4 protein-coding genes are annotated in these 16,335 nt (G+C 73.2%); all 4 read right to left on the bottom strand.

All coding sequences use genetic code 11. From position 1 onward, the window contains the following. Positions 1 to 18 precede the first annotated feature (18 nt). The 4 genes from AB0M08_RS10610 to AB0M08_RS10625 all read right to left on the bottom strand — a co-directional run bounded on the left by AB0M08_RS10610 (position 19) and on the right by AB0M08_RS10625 (position 16,296). Positions 19 to 4,695: a beta-ketoacyl synthase N-terminal-like domain-containing protein gene (locus AB0M08_RS10610; RefSeq protein WP_364491340.1), complete on the bottom strand. Its 4,677-nt coding sequence runs from the start codon at positions 4,693 to 4,695 to the stop codon at positions 19 to 21. A gap of 2 nt (positions 4,696 to 4,697) precedes the next feature. Continuing rightward, positions 4,698 to 11,789, bottom strand: coding sequence for an SDR family NAD(P)-dependent oxidoreductase (locus AB0M08_RS10615; RefSeq protein ID WP_364491342.1), 7,092 nt, complete (start codon positions 11,787 to 11,789; stop codon positions 4,698 to 4,700). 1,070 nt (positions 11,790 to 12,859) lie between these two features. After that, complete coding sequence (locus AB0M08_RS10620; RefSeq protein ID WP_364491344.1) at positions 12,860 to 15,562, bottom strand: transglycosylase domain-containing protein; 2,703 nt, start codon at positions 15,560 to 15,562, stop codon at positions 12,860 to 12,862. A gap of 62 nt (positions 15,563 to 15,624) precedes the next feature. After that, positions 15,625 to 16,296 (bottom strand): hypothetical protein, encoded by a 672-nt coding sequence (locus AB0M08_RS10625; protein ID WP_364491346.1) that lies wholly within the window; start codon positions 16,294 to 16,296, stop codon positions 15,625 to 15,627. Positions 16,297 to 16,335 lie beyond the last annotated feature (39 nt).

The raw sequence follows: 16,335 nt of genomic DNA on the forward strand, positions 1-16,335 counted from the left end.
CCTCTTGCGGGCGGGGAATTACGGGCGGGGACCCCAGGTCCAGGCGACGGTGTAGCGGCGGGGCGGCAGGTCGGGCGGGTTGCCGATCTCCCGGAAGGCGGCGGTGTAGGTGCGGTCGCGGATCTGGACGGTCAGGCTGCCGTCGTCCTCGCTCCCGATGACGGCGAAGTCCTGCGGGCGGCCCTGGAATCCGGTCCCCTCGGCCTTGGCGACCGCCTCCTTGGCGGCCCAGAACCGGGTGAACCAGAGGTCGCGCCCGCCGTTCGCCGCTAGCCGGTCGAGCAGTTCGCGCTCCCCGGGCCCGCAGGCGAAGCGGATGGTGCTCTCCTCGGCGGGCTTCACCTCGGTGGCGTCGATGCCGACACCGGGCCCGCTCCGGTCGTCGCCGGGTTCCCACGGGCGGGCTATCGCGACGCCGAGATCAGCGCAGTGCGACAGCGAGATGTCGCATTCGATCAAACCCTTCTTCTCCCGTACGGCCACCCGGGGCCGCCCGCTCGCCTCGTTCGTGACGGTCAGCTCGATCGGGTAGACGTCGGTGTGCCCGGCCTCCCACTGCCGGAAGCGCACCGCGTCCTTCGCCGCGATCCGCCCGAGCAGCCACTGCTTGCGGGTGGCCGGGGGCTTGCTCTCGTACTCCTTACCGCCGGCCGCGCCGAGGATGCCGTGCGCGGCCATGCCCCGGGTGACCAGGTCGGTCCAGTACTCGTAGGCGAGCGTCCAGCCCTCCGGTTGCAGGGTCGACATGCCGTGCCGCTGCGGGAACCGCTCGGCGACCCGGGCCGTCGGGTGGCTGTCGAAGCGCCGGTCCACGACGCCCTCGATCACCGCCCAGACCTTGCCGTCGTCGACCAGCTGGGCGTCCCCGACGATCTGCTCGAAGTCGACCTGCCGGATCCGGGCGACCACCTCCAGGACCTTCCCGGGCGTCGGGTGCGGTCCGTAGAAGCTGACCTTCCCGAGCCGGACCGGCAGGGCCACCGTCCGGTTCGGCTGGGTCGTGATGATCCAGTTGCCGATCAGCTGGAGCGCGTTGTCCAGCAGCGCCCCGGGCACGGCGGGCGCCGTGACCTGGCCCCGGACGTGCCGGTCGCCGTAGGCGTGCACCTTGGTGACGGCCTGGAAGAGCGGGCCGTGGAACATCAGGCGTTCCTCGTACATCCGCTCGGCGCTGATCGTCGGCGGGCGCTCGGTGGCCGGGTCGTGCCGCCAGATCTCGGTGGGCGGGGCCGGCCAGGCGGGCGCCAGCTCCACGGTGGACCGGGCGTACTGGCCGAAGATGACGGCGACCTCGTTCGGCCCGGCCGGCTTCACGGTGATCGGCACGTCCTGGCTGGGCGCGGCGATCAGCCACCGGTTGAAGCGGGCCTCCCGGATGGTCACCGGGTGCATGCCGGGTACGGCGGCCGCCGCGGCGTCCAGCATGTGCTGGGCGACCGTGGTGGCCGGGACGACCGGCCAGCGGTCCTCGACCGTGGGCCAGTCCGGCGGCTGGGCGTAGAAGCAGTGGTCGTTCAGGTACGGCATCGTCTCCATCGAGACGTGCAGCACCGACTTGCGCTCCTGCCCGGCGGGCGCCGGGGTGGGCGGCCGCTGTGCCGGGATCTGCCGGGGCGGCGGCGGGGCTTGCCGGGGCGGCGGCGGGGCTTGCCGGGGCGGCGGCGGGGACTTCCTGGTCCCGTTGCCGTTGCCGTTGCCGTTGGGCCGGGGCGCGGTCCTGGGCGTGGAGAGCATGGTCGCCGCGTTGTCGGCGGTCTCCTGGAGCAGGGCCGCCAGTTCGGCCGCCGCGTTGGAGTGACCGGCCAGCTTCTGCAGCGCGCCGAGCATCTTCGCCGGGTCGTTCGGATTCGCCTGCGCGGGCTGCGGTACCGGCCGGGGCTGCGGCGCCGGGCGCGGCGGTGCCGCCGGCCGGGTCGGCGCGGTGGGCCGGGTGACCGGGGTGACCGGCCGGGCGGGTGCCCCGGGCGCCACCGGCCGGGCGGGCGCGGCGGGTGCCGCGGGCCGGGCCGGAGCAGCGGCGGAGATGCCCAGGACCTGCTCGGCGCCGGCGCCCATGGAGAGCTGCGGGCCGCCCAGGTCGAGACGCATCGAGGGACCGGCCTTGGCGTTCGGGCCGACCACCTTCGTGCCCTCCGGGATCACCGCGGCCGGTGCCGGGTCGAGGAGGCTGAAGTCGGGCGACGCCCCCTCCACCCAGAGCGCCGCGGCGACCCGGCCGAGCTGGTCCAGGCCGGAGCGGCGGGCCACGTTCACCGGCATCGCCAGGTGATCCTTACCGGTCAGGTTGTCGCTGATCATCGAGGCCAGCTGGCCCGCGCCGACCTGCAGGAAGACCCGGAAACCGGCGTCGTGCATGGCCGCCGTGGTCTCCCGGAACCGGACCGTGGTGACCATGTGCCGGATGAACGTCTCGCCGACCTTCACCGGGTCCTCGTCCGGGAAGGGCGCGGCGAGCGTCGCCGACCAGACCGGCGCGTCCGGGCGGGTGATCTCGAAACGGCCCAGCGCCGCGCCGATCGACCGCAGGCCGGACTCGAAGGCCGGGGTGTGGAACGCCGACCGGAACGGCAGCGCCTGACACATGATCTTGCGGTCCCGCAGGTCCTCGACGAGCCGGTCGATCTGCTCGTGCGGCCCGTTGACCACGGCCTGACCGGGTGCGTTGTCGTGCGAGAGCACCACGCCGGGGTAGTCGGCGAGCAGCGGCACGACCTGGTCCGCCCCGGCGCCGACGGCCGCGAACGCGTACCCGGACACCTCCACCGACTGCGCGTCGAAGGAGTGCAGGAACTCGTCCACGCCGCGGGCGCTCATCAGCCCGCTGACCCGGGCCGCCGTCCACTCACCGAGGCTGTGGCCGGCGTACGCGTCAGGAAGGATCTTGATTTTGCGAAGCGCGGTGGAGAGCAGTGCGCCGACCTCGACCAGCCCGGTACCGTGCCGTCCGAGGTCCGCGTTCGACCACTCCCGGTCCGGCAGCCCGAAGCGGGCCGCGACGTCGGCGGTGCGCGGCGCGAACTCGGCCTCGACACCGGGGAAGACGAACATCAGCTTCCCGCCGCCCGGGCCGAGCAGCGGCGTGGGCGTGAACCAGATGTCCCGCCCGCCGCGCCACGGCTCGCCCCGCTCGATCATCTTGCGGGCGAGCGCGCGCCGCTCCTCGGTCGGGTTGGCGATGGCGACCCGGCACGGGCCCTCGCCGCCCTCCTTGCCCGCGTCCAGCGCGGCCATCAGGGATGCCGGATCGGCCGCCGCGAGCCGCAGGAAACGCTGCGGCTCGGTGACCACCACCCGGCGGACCGAGGGCTTCCACTCCTCGAGGATCACGTGCGCGTTGATCCCGCCGAAGCCGAACGCGTTCACCCCGGCCCGGCGCTTCCCCTCCCAGGGCCGCGCCTGACCGATCGGCGCGAACCGGGTCGCCGCCATCTCCGCCCGCGGGTTCTCCACGTGCAGGGTCGGCGGCAGCACCCCGTGGTGCACCGCGAGCGCCGCCTTGATCAGGCCGGCGATCCCGGCCGCCGGCATGGCGTGCCCGATCATCGACTTCACCGAGCCGATCACCGCGCGCTCCCCACCCCGGTGCGGCCCGAAGACCGTGGCCAGGGTGGTCAGCTCGGCCGCGTCGCCGGTCGGGGTAGCGGTGCCGTGCGCCTCGATCAGGCCGACCGCGTCCGGGGCGGTCGGGTCCAGGCCGGCCGCCTCCCAGGCCCGCCGGATGGCGAGCACCTGGCCGGAGGTGGCCGGGTTGAACATGCTGGCCGAGCGGCCGTCGCTGGAGACGCCGGTCCCGCGGATCACCGCGTAGATCCGGTCGCCGTCCCGCTCGGCGTCGGCCAGCCGCTTGAGGACGACCATGCCGGTGCCCTCGCCGATCAGCAGCCCGTCCGCGTTCGCGTCGAACGGCCGGATCCGGCCCTGCCGGGAGAGCGCGCCCATCTGGCTGAAGACCGACCAGAAGCTGATGTCGTGCACGTGGTGCACGCCGCCGGCGAGCACCACGTCCAGCTTCCCGGCGCCCAGCTCGGCGATGCCCTGGTCCACCGCGAGCAGCGAGGACGCGCACGCCGCGTCCACCGTGTACGCCGGACCGCGCAGGTTGAGCCGGTTCGCCACCCGGGAGGCGGCCAGGTTCGGCACCAGGCCGATCAGCCCCTCCGGCTGGCACGGGCCGAGCACGTCGTCGAAGCGTTGCCGCACCGCGCCGATCTGCTCGTCGGTGAGCGTGGGGATCAGCTCGCGCAGCACCTGGATCATCTGGGTGGGGAGCCGGACGCGCTGGGCGTGCCGGGCCTGGCCGGGGCTGAGCGTGCCGCCCCGGCCGACGATCACGCCGATCCGGTCGCCGCTCGGCATCCGGTCGTGCCCGCCGGCGTCCTGGATCGCGGCGGTCGCCACGTCCAGCATCAGCAGCTGGTCCGGCTCGATGTCGTCGACCGAATTCGGCATGATGCCGTACTTCAGGGGCTGGAAGGTGGCGAACTCGTCGACCACCCCGCCCCGGTTGCAGTAGAGCCGGTCCGGCCGGTGTGCCTGCGCCGGGTCGTAGTGCGGGCCGCCCCAGCGCGCCGAGGGGACCTCGGTGATCGCGTCCCGCCCCTCGGAGAGGTTGCGCCAGTACGTCGCCAGGTCACCCGCGCCCGGCAGGATCGCGGCCATGCCGACGATCGCGGTGGGCTGCTGTACGCCGGTCACGGTCACCACCCCGACGCGGTGTAGACGACCGACCGGCTGTCACCCCAGGCGAGCTCGCGCAGCAGGCTGAGCGCGCCCTCCTCGGGGTCGATCAGCGCGATGCCCCGGCGGGCGTACTCCTGGACCAGCTCGGGGGAGACCATCCCGCCGTGCCCGGTACCCGGGGCCCACGGGCCCCAGTGGACGGTCAGCAGTCGCTGCCCGATCCGCTCCGACCAGCGCGACCCGTACGAGTCCAGCGCGTCGTTCGCCGCCGCGTAGTCGCTCTGCCCCCGGTTGCCGTACGCCGCCGCGATGCTCCCGAAGAGCACCACGAACCTGGCCGGCCCGTCGAGCACGTCCATCGCGTCCAGCACGGTCGCCGCGCCGTCCACCTTGGTCCGGTACACCCGGGCGAACGACTCCGGGTCCTTCTCCGCGATCAGCTTGTCCTCGATGATCCCGGCCGCGTAGACCACGCCGTCGATCCGCCCGTACTCGTCGTGGATCTTGGTGATCAGCTGCTTGGTGGCGTCCGCGTCCCGGACGTCGACCGAGTGGTACCGGACCGACGCGCCGAGGTCGGTCAGCTCGGCCATGGTCGCCTCGACCTCCCGGGAGGCCAGGATCGCCCGGGCCGTCCGGTCGATCTCGGCCGGCGAGCGCATCCCGCGCCGGGCCAGCGCGGCCCGCAGCGCCGCCTTGTCCATCCCGGCCGGCAGGTCCGGCTCGGTCCGGCCCTCCGGCAGCGGCGTACGCCCCACCAGCTCGATCCGGCACCGCGACGCCGAGGCGAGCACCCGGGCGAACCAGGGTGTGATGCCCCGGGCACCGCCGACCATCACGATCACCGCGTCCGCGTCCAACTCCATGGCGCGGGCCTCGGCCACCCCGTCCCCGGCCGGTCCGGCGCCGCCGTCGGCGAGCACACCCAGGCCGCGCGGCTCCAGGTCGTCCCGGAAACGGCCGGCCGGGCTGTGCAGGATCACCGGCGCGGTGGCCGGCTCGCCCAGTTCACGCAGCACGATCGCGGCGATGTCGTCGGCCGGCACATCCGGGTCGATCTCGACGTACCGGGCGGTGATCGCCGGGTACTCGCGGGCCACGGTGCGGAAGAGTCCGCGCAGCCCGTCGGTGGGATCGCCGGGCCGGCCGGCGGCGACCACCCAGCGGGCGCCGCCGGTCAGGGCCGTCCGGAGGAAGCCGAACGCGTCCGGCAGGATCGGCGCGCCGTCCGGGAGGAGCCCGTCGAGCAGGATCACCCCGTCGGCGTGGGCCGGGTCGTCGCCGAAGGTGGCGACCGCGGAGGAGGCTCCCGCCTCGGCGAGCAGCTCGGTGAGCCGCCCGCCCACCGGCGACGCGCCGGTGATCAGGAAGTGCGCGCCGGAGACGGCGCCGGGGTCACCGTGCGCCTCGGCGGCCCGCCAGACCGGCACCAGCCGCTGCGGTGCGATACCGAGCGACGGCGCCTTCTCCTTCTCGGGCTCGGGCTCGGTCAGGGCCGGAACGTTCCCCGCGACGGCACCCTGGGAGGCAGCCGGCGCGGGCTCAGGAAAATCCGGCGCCGCCGCGACGGCGACACCGTTGATCCGGCCGTCCAGCCACTCGGTCATCGCCCGGACCGTTCTCGCCCGGACCAGGTCCTCGAGGTCGCCCTCGGCGCCGTCGATCGCCAGGCCGAGGCGGGTGGCGACCTCGCCGGCGACCTCGGCGCGCTTGATGGAGTCGACGCTGAGGTCGGCCTCCAGGTCGAGGTCGAGTTCGATGAGCTCGACGGGGTAGCCGGTGCGGTCGCTGATCACCGCGAGCACCGCGCCCTGCACGTCCACGGCGACCGCGACCGCCGCGGGGGCGAATCCGTTGACCGCGCCGTTGACCGCGGGAGCGGCGGGCGCGCCACCGATCCGGCTGCCCAGCCACTCGACCATGGCGCGGACCGTACGGGCCCGGACCAGGTCCTCGAGGTCGCCCTCGGCGCCGTCGACCGCGAGGCCGAGGCGGGTGGCGACCTCGCCGGCGACCTCGGCGCGCTTGATGGAGTCGACGCTGAGGTCGGCCTCCAGGTCGAGGTCGAGTTCGATGAGCTCGACGGGGTAGCCGGTGCGGTCGCTGATCACCGCGAGCACCGCGCCCTGCACGTCCAGCGAGGGGGCGGCGACGGGCATCGGGGCGGGCATCGGCGCGGCCATCGGGGCGGGCATCGGCGCGGGGGCCGGGGCCGGGGAGATCGGGGCCGCGGAGAGGGCCTGCATCTGCATGGCCGGGACCAGGTCGGCCTCCTGGTACGCCGGGGCATCGTACGTCGGCACCGGGGCCTGTCCGAGGAAGGCCAGCATCACGTCCCGCTGGGAGGAGATCATCTCGCGAGTGGTCCGCAGGTACTCGGCGAGGAGCGCGCCCTGTCCGTCCGGCGCCTGCTGCTGCTGGTGGTGGTGGGTGGTCGTCATGATCAGCTCCTGGGGGATGGGGCGGGCGGGCTGGAGGCCACCGGGCAGGAGGTCTCCGTTCGGGGCACGTACGAGTTGGCCGTCGACCGTCCAGAGCGGGCGGTCCGAGGCGGCGGCACCGGCCGGGGCGGACCGGCCCTGGAAGAGCCAGCCGGTGTTCACCGGCACACCGGCACAGGCCAGCTGCGCCACGGCGAGCAGCAGCGAGGTGATGCCGTCGGCCCGGCCGTCGACGCTGACCGCCAGGTGGGGGCGGTCGCCGAGCACCGCGCCGACCAGCCCGGTGAGCACCTGCCCGGGACCGGCCTCGACGAAGACCCGGGCGCCGGACGCGTACATCGCCTCGATCTGGTCCACGAAACGGACCGGGGAGGCGACCTGGAGGCTCAGCTCCGTGCGTACCGAAGAGGCGTCGGAACCGTAGGCGGCGGCGGTGCGGTTGGCCCACACCTCGCCCGCCGGTGCGGTGATCGCGCCCCGGGCCAGCACCTCGGCGAAGGTCTCGCTGGCAGCCGCCACCACCGGGCTGTGGAACGCGCAGGCCACCGGGATGGACCGGGCGGTGAGTCCGGCCGCGCCGAGCGCCGCGGACGCCGTCCGCACCGCCTCGGTGGTGCCGGAGACGACCACCTGGCTGGGCGCGTTGTGGTTGGCCAGCACCACGGTCCCGGCCAGACCGGCGGCGTCCAGAACCTCGGTGATCCGGGCCGGGGTGGCGCTGACCGCGGCCATCGTGCCCGGGTCGTCACCGGCCGCGGCCAGGATCGCGGCGGCCCGATCCCGGCTCAGCTCCAGCAGGGTGGCCGGGTCGAACGCGCCGGAGACACAGAGCGCGACCAGCTCGCCGTAGCTGTGCCCGGCGGTCAGGTCCGGCCGTACGCCGAGGCGGCGCAGCAGGTGGTCGACGGCGAGACCGCCGATACCCAGGGCCGGCTGCGCGTTGCGGGTGTCCCGGAGCCGGTCCTTCTGCGCCTTCTCGGTCTCCGCGTCGAACGCGGTCGGCGGGAAGAGCAGGTCCGCCCAGTCCCGGCCGAGGTCGAGGTAGTGGTGCAGCTCGGGGAAGGCGACGAAGAGGTCGGCGAGCGCGCCGGGCCGCTGGCTGCCCTGCCCCGGGAAGAGGAAGGCGAGCCGCCCGTCGAGCTTCGCCGCGGGCTGGACCAGGCCGTTACGCGGGTCGTGCTCACCGTTCAGCGCCCGGTGCAGCAGCGTCCGCAGCTCGTCCAGGTCGTGGGCGACCACCGCGATCCGGACCGGTCCGGCGCCGACGTTGGCCCGGGCCAGGTCGAAGAGCGTAGCCCCCTCGCCGACCCGGTCCAGCAGCCGCCGTACCTGGTCGAGGCTGCGGAAGCAGAACAGCTCCGCGGGCCACTCGGTGCGGGCGTGCCGGGGCTCGGCGGCGGCCGGGTGTGCGGCCAGCACCGCGTGGTAGTTCGTCCCGCCGAAGCCGAACGCGCTCACCGCCGCGATCCGCTCGTTCACCGGCGTCGTCCACGGCTGGGCCGCGGTGGTGAACGCGAACGGGCTGTGCTCCGCCGACCAGGCCGGGTTCGGCCGGCTCAGGTTGATCGTCGGCGGGCGTACGCCGTGGTGCAGCGCGAGCGCCGCCTTGATCACCCCGGCCAGGCCCGCGGCGCACTTGGTGTGCCCGATCTGCGACTTGACCGAGCCGAGCGTGCAGCCGCCCGGTTCGGCGCCGGCCTCCTGGTAGACGCGGGTCAGCGTCTCCAGCTCGGTACGGTCCCCGACCACGGTCCCGGTACCGTGCGCCTCGACCAGCCCCACCTCACGGGGGCTGACCCCGGCCTGCGCGTACGCCCGGTCGAGCGCCCGCCGCTGTCCCTCCATCCGCGGCGCGGTGAGCCCCAGAGCCCGCCCGTCACTCGCCCCGCCGAGGCCCTTGAGCACGGCGTACACCCGGTCCCCGTCGCGCTCGGCGTCGGCCAGGCGCTTGAGGACCACGGTCGCCACGCCCTCGCCGAGCGCGATCCCGTCCCCGGTGCTGTCGAACGTCCGGCAGCGGCCGGTGGGGGAGAGCGCGTGCGCCGAGGTGAACATCAGGTAGTCGTTGATGCCGTTGTGCAGGTCCGCGCCGCCGCAGATCATCAGATCGCTGCCGCCGGTCGCCAGCTCCTTGCAGGCCGCGTCGAGCGCGGCGAGCGAGGAGGCGCAGGCCGCGTCCACGGTGAAGTTCGGCCCGCCCAGGTCGAGCCGGTTCGCGACCCGCCCGGCGATGACGTTCGCCAGCACGCCGGGGAACGAGTCCTCGGTGATCGCCGGCAGCTGCTCGTCCAGCCCCTCCGGCACGTCGCCGAAGAACGCCGGGAGCAGGGCCCGGACCGTCTTGGCGCCGGCCAGGTCACCACCGGCCTCGGCGCCGAACACCACACCGGTCTTGCCGTGGTCGTTGCTCTGGTACGGATACCCGGCGTCGGCCAGCGACCGGGCGGACACCTCCAGGGCGAGCAGCTGGGTCGGGTCGATGCTGGCCAGCGCGGACGGCGGGATGCCGTACCCGATGGCGTCGAACGGGACCGGGTCGATGAAGCCGCCCCACTTGGAGACGGTGATCCGCCCGGCCTGCCCGGGGCCGACCTCGGGCGCGTAGTACGTCCCGACGTCCCAGCGGTCGGCGGGGATCTCGGTGACCGCGTCGGACCCGTCGAGAATCGTCCGCCAATACCCCGATAAATCGCCAGAACCAGGGAAGACGCACGCCATCCCGATGATCGCGATGTCGAGGGGCTCCGGTTCCTTCGCCGGTGCCGTCTCGGCCGGCGCCGAGGTGGTCATGCCCGAGGTGACCGCGGCGTGCAGCTCGGCGATCGTGGTGACCCTGTCGCGCAGGACCGAGACCTGACCGGCCATGAAGAGGCCCTCGTCGGCCTGCCCCGCCTCGTTCACGGTGATCAGCTCGTCGCCCTGCCGCTTCAGCCCCTTGCTGGCCACCCGCAGCCGCCCGACGTTCAGCGTCTCCAGCTGCTCCCAGACCTGCCGGTGATCCACCCCGGCGGCGGTCAGGCCCTCCCGCAGCTCGTGGAAGTCGTCCACGAACTTGGTGCTCAGGCAGCGGGTCGCGTGTCCCGGCGCGGTCTCCAGCAGCGCGGTGCTCTCCGCCTTGACCGCCTCCCGCTGGAAGTGCGGCAGGATCGCCCCGTGCCGGACCGCCTCCTCGGTGAAGAGGTAGGCGGTGCCCATCAGCACGCCGATCTTCAGCCCGCGGGTGGTGAACGGGGCCGCCATCGCCGCGACCATGGCCGCGGACCGGGCGTCGTGGATCCCGCCCGCGAAGAAGACCTGGATCTCCTCGCCGGGCTTCTCGGTGAGGAACTCGTCGAGCACCCCGAGCTGCGCCTCCCAGAGCGGGAAGCTCGCCTTCGGCCCCACGTGACCGCCGCACTCGGCGCCCTCGAAGATGAACCGCCGCGCCCCGGCCTGCAGGAACTGCCGCAGCAGCCCCGGCGAGGGCACGTGCAGGAAGGTCCGGATGCCCTCGTCCTCCAGGGACTTCGCCTGGGCCGGCCGGCCGCCCGCGATGATCGCGAAGGCCGGCTTGATCCGCCGGATCACCTCGATCTGCGCGGCCTTGACCTGCTCCGGCGCGAACCCGAGGATCCCGACGCCCCACTTGCGGTCGCCCAGGGCGGTCACGGCGCCGTTCATCATCCGCTCGGTCCGGACCCCGTCGGCCAGCGCCAGCGCGAGGAAGGGCAGGCCGCCCGCCTCGGCGACGGCGGCCGCGAAGCCCGGCTCATCGCTCACCCGGGTCATCGGCCCCTGCGCCACCGGCAGCTCGATGCCGAGCGCCTGCGCCAGGGGTCCACCGGGCACGAGCAGGCCGCTCGCCGTCTCGTCGCTCACCGCTTCGCGGATCGCTGTCCTGACGGCACGCACCGCTCCGGCCGTGTCCGTCCATTTCTTCCCGTACGCGCCGGCGAGAGCACCGTCCTCGCCGACGCCGAGCGGACCGGCCGGCGTGCGCAGCACCCGATGCCCGTTCTCGCCGGTGACCACCTCGGTGCCGTCCATCCGCCCGATCAGCGCCCGGGCGCCGTCGGCGAGCTCGGCCTCGGGCATCAGCAGCAGCTGACTGTCGAGCAGCACGCCGGCCGCGCCACCGGCGACCGCGGCCGCCGCCGTCCGGGGCCCGATCCCACCGGCCGCCCAGATCGGCAGCGCGCTGTTCTTCTTCCGGCCCTTGGTGATCGGGGTGCCGACCAGCTTCTGCAGGAGGACGAAGGTGCTCAGGTCGCTGACCCGGCCACCCGACTCCATGCCCCGGGCGATCAGCCCGTGCGCGCCGGCCGTGGTCGTCGCCCGGGCCTCCGCCACGCTGGTCACCTCGACCAGCACGGTGGTCCCGGCGGGCACGTCGCGGACGGCCCAGGGCGAGTCCCCGGTCAGCACGACGACGGCGGGGGCGCCGCCGGTGGCCGCGATTACCTGTTCGACGGTGGCGGTACAGCCGGCGGGAACGCGAACGCCGATGATGCCGGCGCGCGCGGCGGCTTGCCGTAGCGATCTCAATGCCCAGGCGGTTCCCGCGCCCAGGTCCACGATGGCCGTTGCACCGGCGGCGGTGGCCGCGGCGGCTGCAAACGGGCTCGGCTCGATGCCGGTTCCGCCGGTGACGACGAGAACCGGTAGACAGTTCGGGGGCGTGGTGCTCATCGGACTCCTGCTCCATGAATCGATGAGTGCGAATCTACCGATCTAACGCTGCGTGGAAGTTAGCGACGGTCCATTACGACTTCGTTAACCATCGTTGATCGATTTACATAACTTACAGGGACTTCGATGAGGGTAAACCCTTGTATTTTCACTGCTCATATCAGGCGAAGAGGGGTCTTCCATACCGCCAGGCGAATGAAGCCGTGTTGTAGGAATTCAGAGAGTAGCGAGCACTGAAATCACGGAGAGTTAGTGGGAGCGATACCAATGTCCCCTACTCGCTGGTAGCCACCCTGCGGCCCGTGCACGCCAGGTAACTCGACGCAGATCGATAGCGGCAATCGTGTGACCATGCCCGAGGTGCCCGGTTCCAGCCGATCCACCAACAAAATTTTCCATGCCGAAACGATCCTCGTGTGCACGTACACAGAGATCGCACAGCATTCACATAGGTCGATCTATAATCCCTTGTGCAATCCATTCTCTTCAATTTCTATAGGAGATCACCGTCGCCCCACCCCACCCTTTTCCATCCCGTTTTGTCAGGCCACCTTGACGTCAGATCACCTTGACAAAACCCGCATCCGCCCTCGTCAGCCCCACCTTCCACACCTCGTCTCGACCCCCGCGCGCCCCTCGTTTCGGACCCCGGCCCACCCGCCTTCGCCCCCCTGCCGACCGCTTCTCGCGCCCACTCGCCCGTCTGGGCCCCCTGCCGACCGCTTCTCGCGCCCACTCGTCCGCCTGGGTCCCTGTCGCCCGCCGGTCGCCCCCCACTCGCCCCTCTGCTACTTCCCTGGCTCACGATCGCCCCCACCCCCCGCTTTCTCCCGGCAAACTTCCAGCTTCTAGGCCGGCCTGGGTGGCCTGCTGCCTGACGTCGGCTGCGTGTCGCTCGCCTTGCGCGCGTGGCCCCTAGGGCACGTCTATCCAGCCTGTGGCCGCCCATCCGGCCATCCGGTAGGGCGGCGGACGCCCGTGACCCCGGTAGGGCGGCGGACGCCCGCGGCCTTGGTGGGCGGCGGGCGTCCGTGATCAGGGCGGGCCACCGGAATCCGTGACCCTGACGGCTACTCGGACGGGCTGGGCGGCCCCTCCGGTTCCGTGGCCGAGGGCGACCCCGGCGCGGCGGCACTCGGCGATGAGGGCGACGGGGACGACGGTGCCGGAGACGACGGTGCCGGAGACGACGGTGCCGGAGCGGTGGTGACGGTCGTCGCCGGTGCCACGGTCGGGGCGATCGTCCGCTGTGGCTGGTCGAAGGTCCACCCGTCCGCGAGGAGCGAGGGGATCAACGTCGTCAGGGCGTCCACCGTCTGCTGCCGATCCCCGCCCCCGTCGTGGACGAGCACGACGGCGCGCGGCGTGAGTTGCTTCTCGATGCGGGAGGCGATGACGGAAGCGCCCGGCGTGGTCCAGTCGTCCGGGTCGACCACCCATCCGAGCGGCGTGTGCCCGAGCTCCGCCCCGGACTTCGCCGACGGCCCGAAATCCCCATAGGGAGCGCGATAGTAGGGCACTTCCGCCCCGGGCGCCGCCACCGAGATCGCCGCATCTGTGGCCGCGATGTCCTGCTTGCTCGCCGCCGCGGAGAGGATCCCCAGGTCGTCGTGCCTCATCGAGTGGTTGCAGAGCCGGTGCCCCTCGGCGACGATCCGCCGGACGGTCGCCGGATACCAGCCCACGTTCTCGCCGACCACGCAGAACGTCGCCTTGATCTGGTATTTGGCGAGCAGGTCGAGCACCGCGGGCGTGTACTCCGAGGGCCCGTCGTCGAAGGTCAGCGCGAGCCGCTTCCCGGTGTGCTCGGTCTGGACGACGGGCTCGTACCCGGAGGCCGCGGCGTGGATGGTGTCGACCGAGTCGGGGCTCTCGGCCGTCGTGCTGGTGGAGCGGCCGGCGTCCCCGACGTCGGTGCGGCCCAGATGCGCCGCCGCCGGCAGTGCGCCGGTGGGGGAGCCGAGCAGCGCCCGGTGGGTGAACTGTTGCCAGATCTCCGACGGCAGCGTCTCGCCGGAGATCGCCGTACCGTGCTTGTCCTTGATCGGCGCGGGTGTGGCCCGTCCCATCCAGACGGCGGTGGCCAGGTCGGGCGTGTACCCGGCGGTCCAGGCGTCCTGGTTCTGCCGGGTCTCCAGGTACTGCTGGGTGCCGGTCTTCGCGGCGGCCGGGCGGCCGGGGGAGATGCCGTGGCCGGTCACCACGGCCTGCAGCACGGTGGAGACGTCCGCGGCGACGGCGGCGTCCAGCGTCCGTTCGCCGTCGACCGGTTCGTCGTAGTCCGGGAGCGCGTTCACCGACTGGACGAAGTGCCGGGTGTGCCGGACGCCCCCGGCGGCCAGGGTGGCGTAGACGGTGGCGAGGTCGCCGGTGGTGACCGGGTACCGGCCGATGGCGATGTCCGCCCGGGTCTTGCCGGGGGTCGCCTCGCCGGGCAGGTCGACCATCGAGGCGTGCCCGTCGTACGTCGCGGGGATGCCCATCCTGATCGCGGTGTCCCGGACGTACCCGGCGCCGATCTGGTCGGTGACCGCGTAGAACGGGGTGTTCAGCGAGTCGACCATGGCCTTCTTCAGCGTGCAGTCCGGGCACTGCAGGCCGTCGTGGTTGCGCAGCGGTACGCCCCGGCTGGGGAAGAGCCGCGGCGAGCTGCCGTCCCAGCGGGACAGGTAGCTGATGTTGCGGGCCAGCGCGGCGGCGAGCACGATCGGTTTGAAGGTCGAGGCGGCCGGGTGCAGGGTACCGGCGTAGTCGAAGTAGCCGCTGCCGAGTGCCCCGCCGTAGTAGGCGCGTACCCCACCGGTCTCCGGGTCGACCGCGACCAGGGCGGCCTCCAGCCCCTTCGGCTGTCCGGCGAGCGCGTTCGCGACGGAGGCGACGGCGGCCTGCTCGGCGGCGGCGTCGAGCGTGGTGACCACGGTGAGGCCCTCGGTGTGCAGCTGCGCCGAGGTGATGCCGGAGCGGGCCAGTTCCTGTTCGACCTGGTCGGCGATGAGTCCGGCCGGCCCCGCGACGGCCGGTTCGGCGGTGGGCACCGTGGGGTAGCGCACCGCGGCCGCGCTCACCCAGCCCTGGGCGTCGGCCGCGGCGACGATCCAGTCCCAGCGCTGACGGGCGGCGGTGGCGTCGTGGTCCGGGTCGAAGCCCCAGGGGTCCTTGATCACCGAGGCGAGCACCGCGCTCTGCGCGAAGTCCAGCCGGTCGGGTGTGGTCCGGAAGTACGCGTACGCCGCCGCCGCGATCCCGTACGCCCCTCGCCCGAAGTAGATCGAGTTGAGGTACCGCTCCAGGATCTGGTCCTTGCCGAGCTGCCGTTCCAGGTTGACGGCGAGGGCCAGTTCGCGCGCCTTGCGGTCGACGCTGACCTCCTGGCTGAGGAAGGCGGTCCGGGCGTACTGCTGGGTGATGGTGGAGGCGCCCTGCCGCCCGCCCCGGACGTCGGCGACCGCCGCGCGCAGCACGCCCCGCGCGGACACCCCGGCGTGGCCGTAGAAGTCGCGGTCCTCGGCGGCGAGCACGGCGTGCCGCAGATCGGGGGAGACGGCGGTGAGCGGCACGTCGCTGTGGTCGGTGGCGCCGAGCCGGGCCAGCACGGTGGTGCCGTCCCGGTAGTAGAGCACCGACGCCTGCGGCTGCGGGGAGGCGACCGGTACCGGCACCGATTCGATGTACGCCTCGGCGGCGGCGGCCGCTCCGGCGGACCAGAACACCAGGACGGCCGCCGCCGGGGCCAGTAATCGCCGCCGACGGATCTTCTTCGATGAATCACGCACACTTGGTTAGAGGGGCGCGGAGGCGTCGAATGTTGTAAGTAATTTTCCGTTATGGACAGACTTCAGAACGTGTCGAGCCAGAGCACGACCCCGGTGACCCCGCTGAGCACGGCGGCGGACCCGGCGCGGATCGCGGCCGCGCAGCGTTCGGCGGTGAACGACGCCACGTCGTAGGTGGAGGCCGAGCCGAGGCCCTCGCCGCGGAACGACGCGCCGCTCCAGTCGACCGCGGTGACGTTCCCGGTCGGCTCGGCCAGCTCGGCCCCGACCACCAGGAACGGCTGGTCCAGGTGGCTCGGGGTGACCAGTGCGAGCGGGTCGATCAGCCCGTTGCCGGCGCTGACGATCAGGTCCGGCCGCATGCCGATCGCGGTGGTGATGTCCGGCACCGGGTCGGCGGTGTCCGCGGTCACCGTACGCAGGTCGGCGTGTTCCGCCGCCGCCCACTCCTCGACGGCGGCGACCAGCGCGGTCGTGGGCGCGTCGGTGCCCTCGGTGAGCAGCACCACCCGGTAGCCCTCCGGTGGGTGCACCGCGGACCAGGAGCCGGGGCTCGGCGTGATGGTGCTCTCCGGGGCGGGTGAGGCGGTGGCGCCGAGGAAGCCGGCGGCGAGGGAGCCGACGGGGGTGGGTGCGGCGTGCGGCTGGGACCAGTCGTCGTCGCCGGAACCGCATCCGGTGAGCAGCACGGCGGCCGCGACCAGCGTCGCGACGGCCCGAAGCGGGGGGCGCACAGTGTTCTCCCGGGGTGGTGACGTGGGCGGATCATTACT

This window comes from Actinoplanes sp. NPDC051851 (genome assembly GCF_040681165.1).
In the GTDB taxonomy this organism is placed as follows: domain Bacteria; phylum Actinomycetota; class Actinomycetes; order Mycobacteriales; family Micromonosporaceae; genus Actinoplanes.

What these genes read in the sequence shown, in the direction of transcription:
- AB0M08_RS10615 (WP_364491342.1), bottom strand. Translation starts at nt 11,789, where the DNA reads ATGAGCACCACGCCCCCGAACTGTCTACCGGTTCTCGTCGTCACCGGC.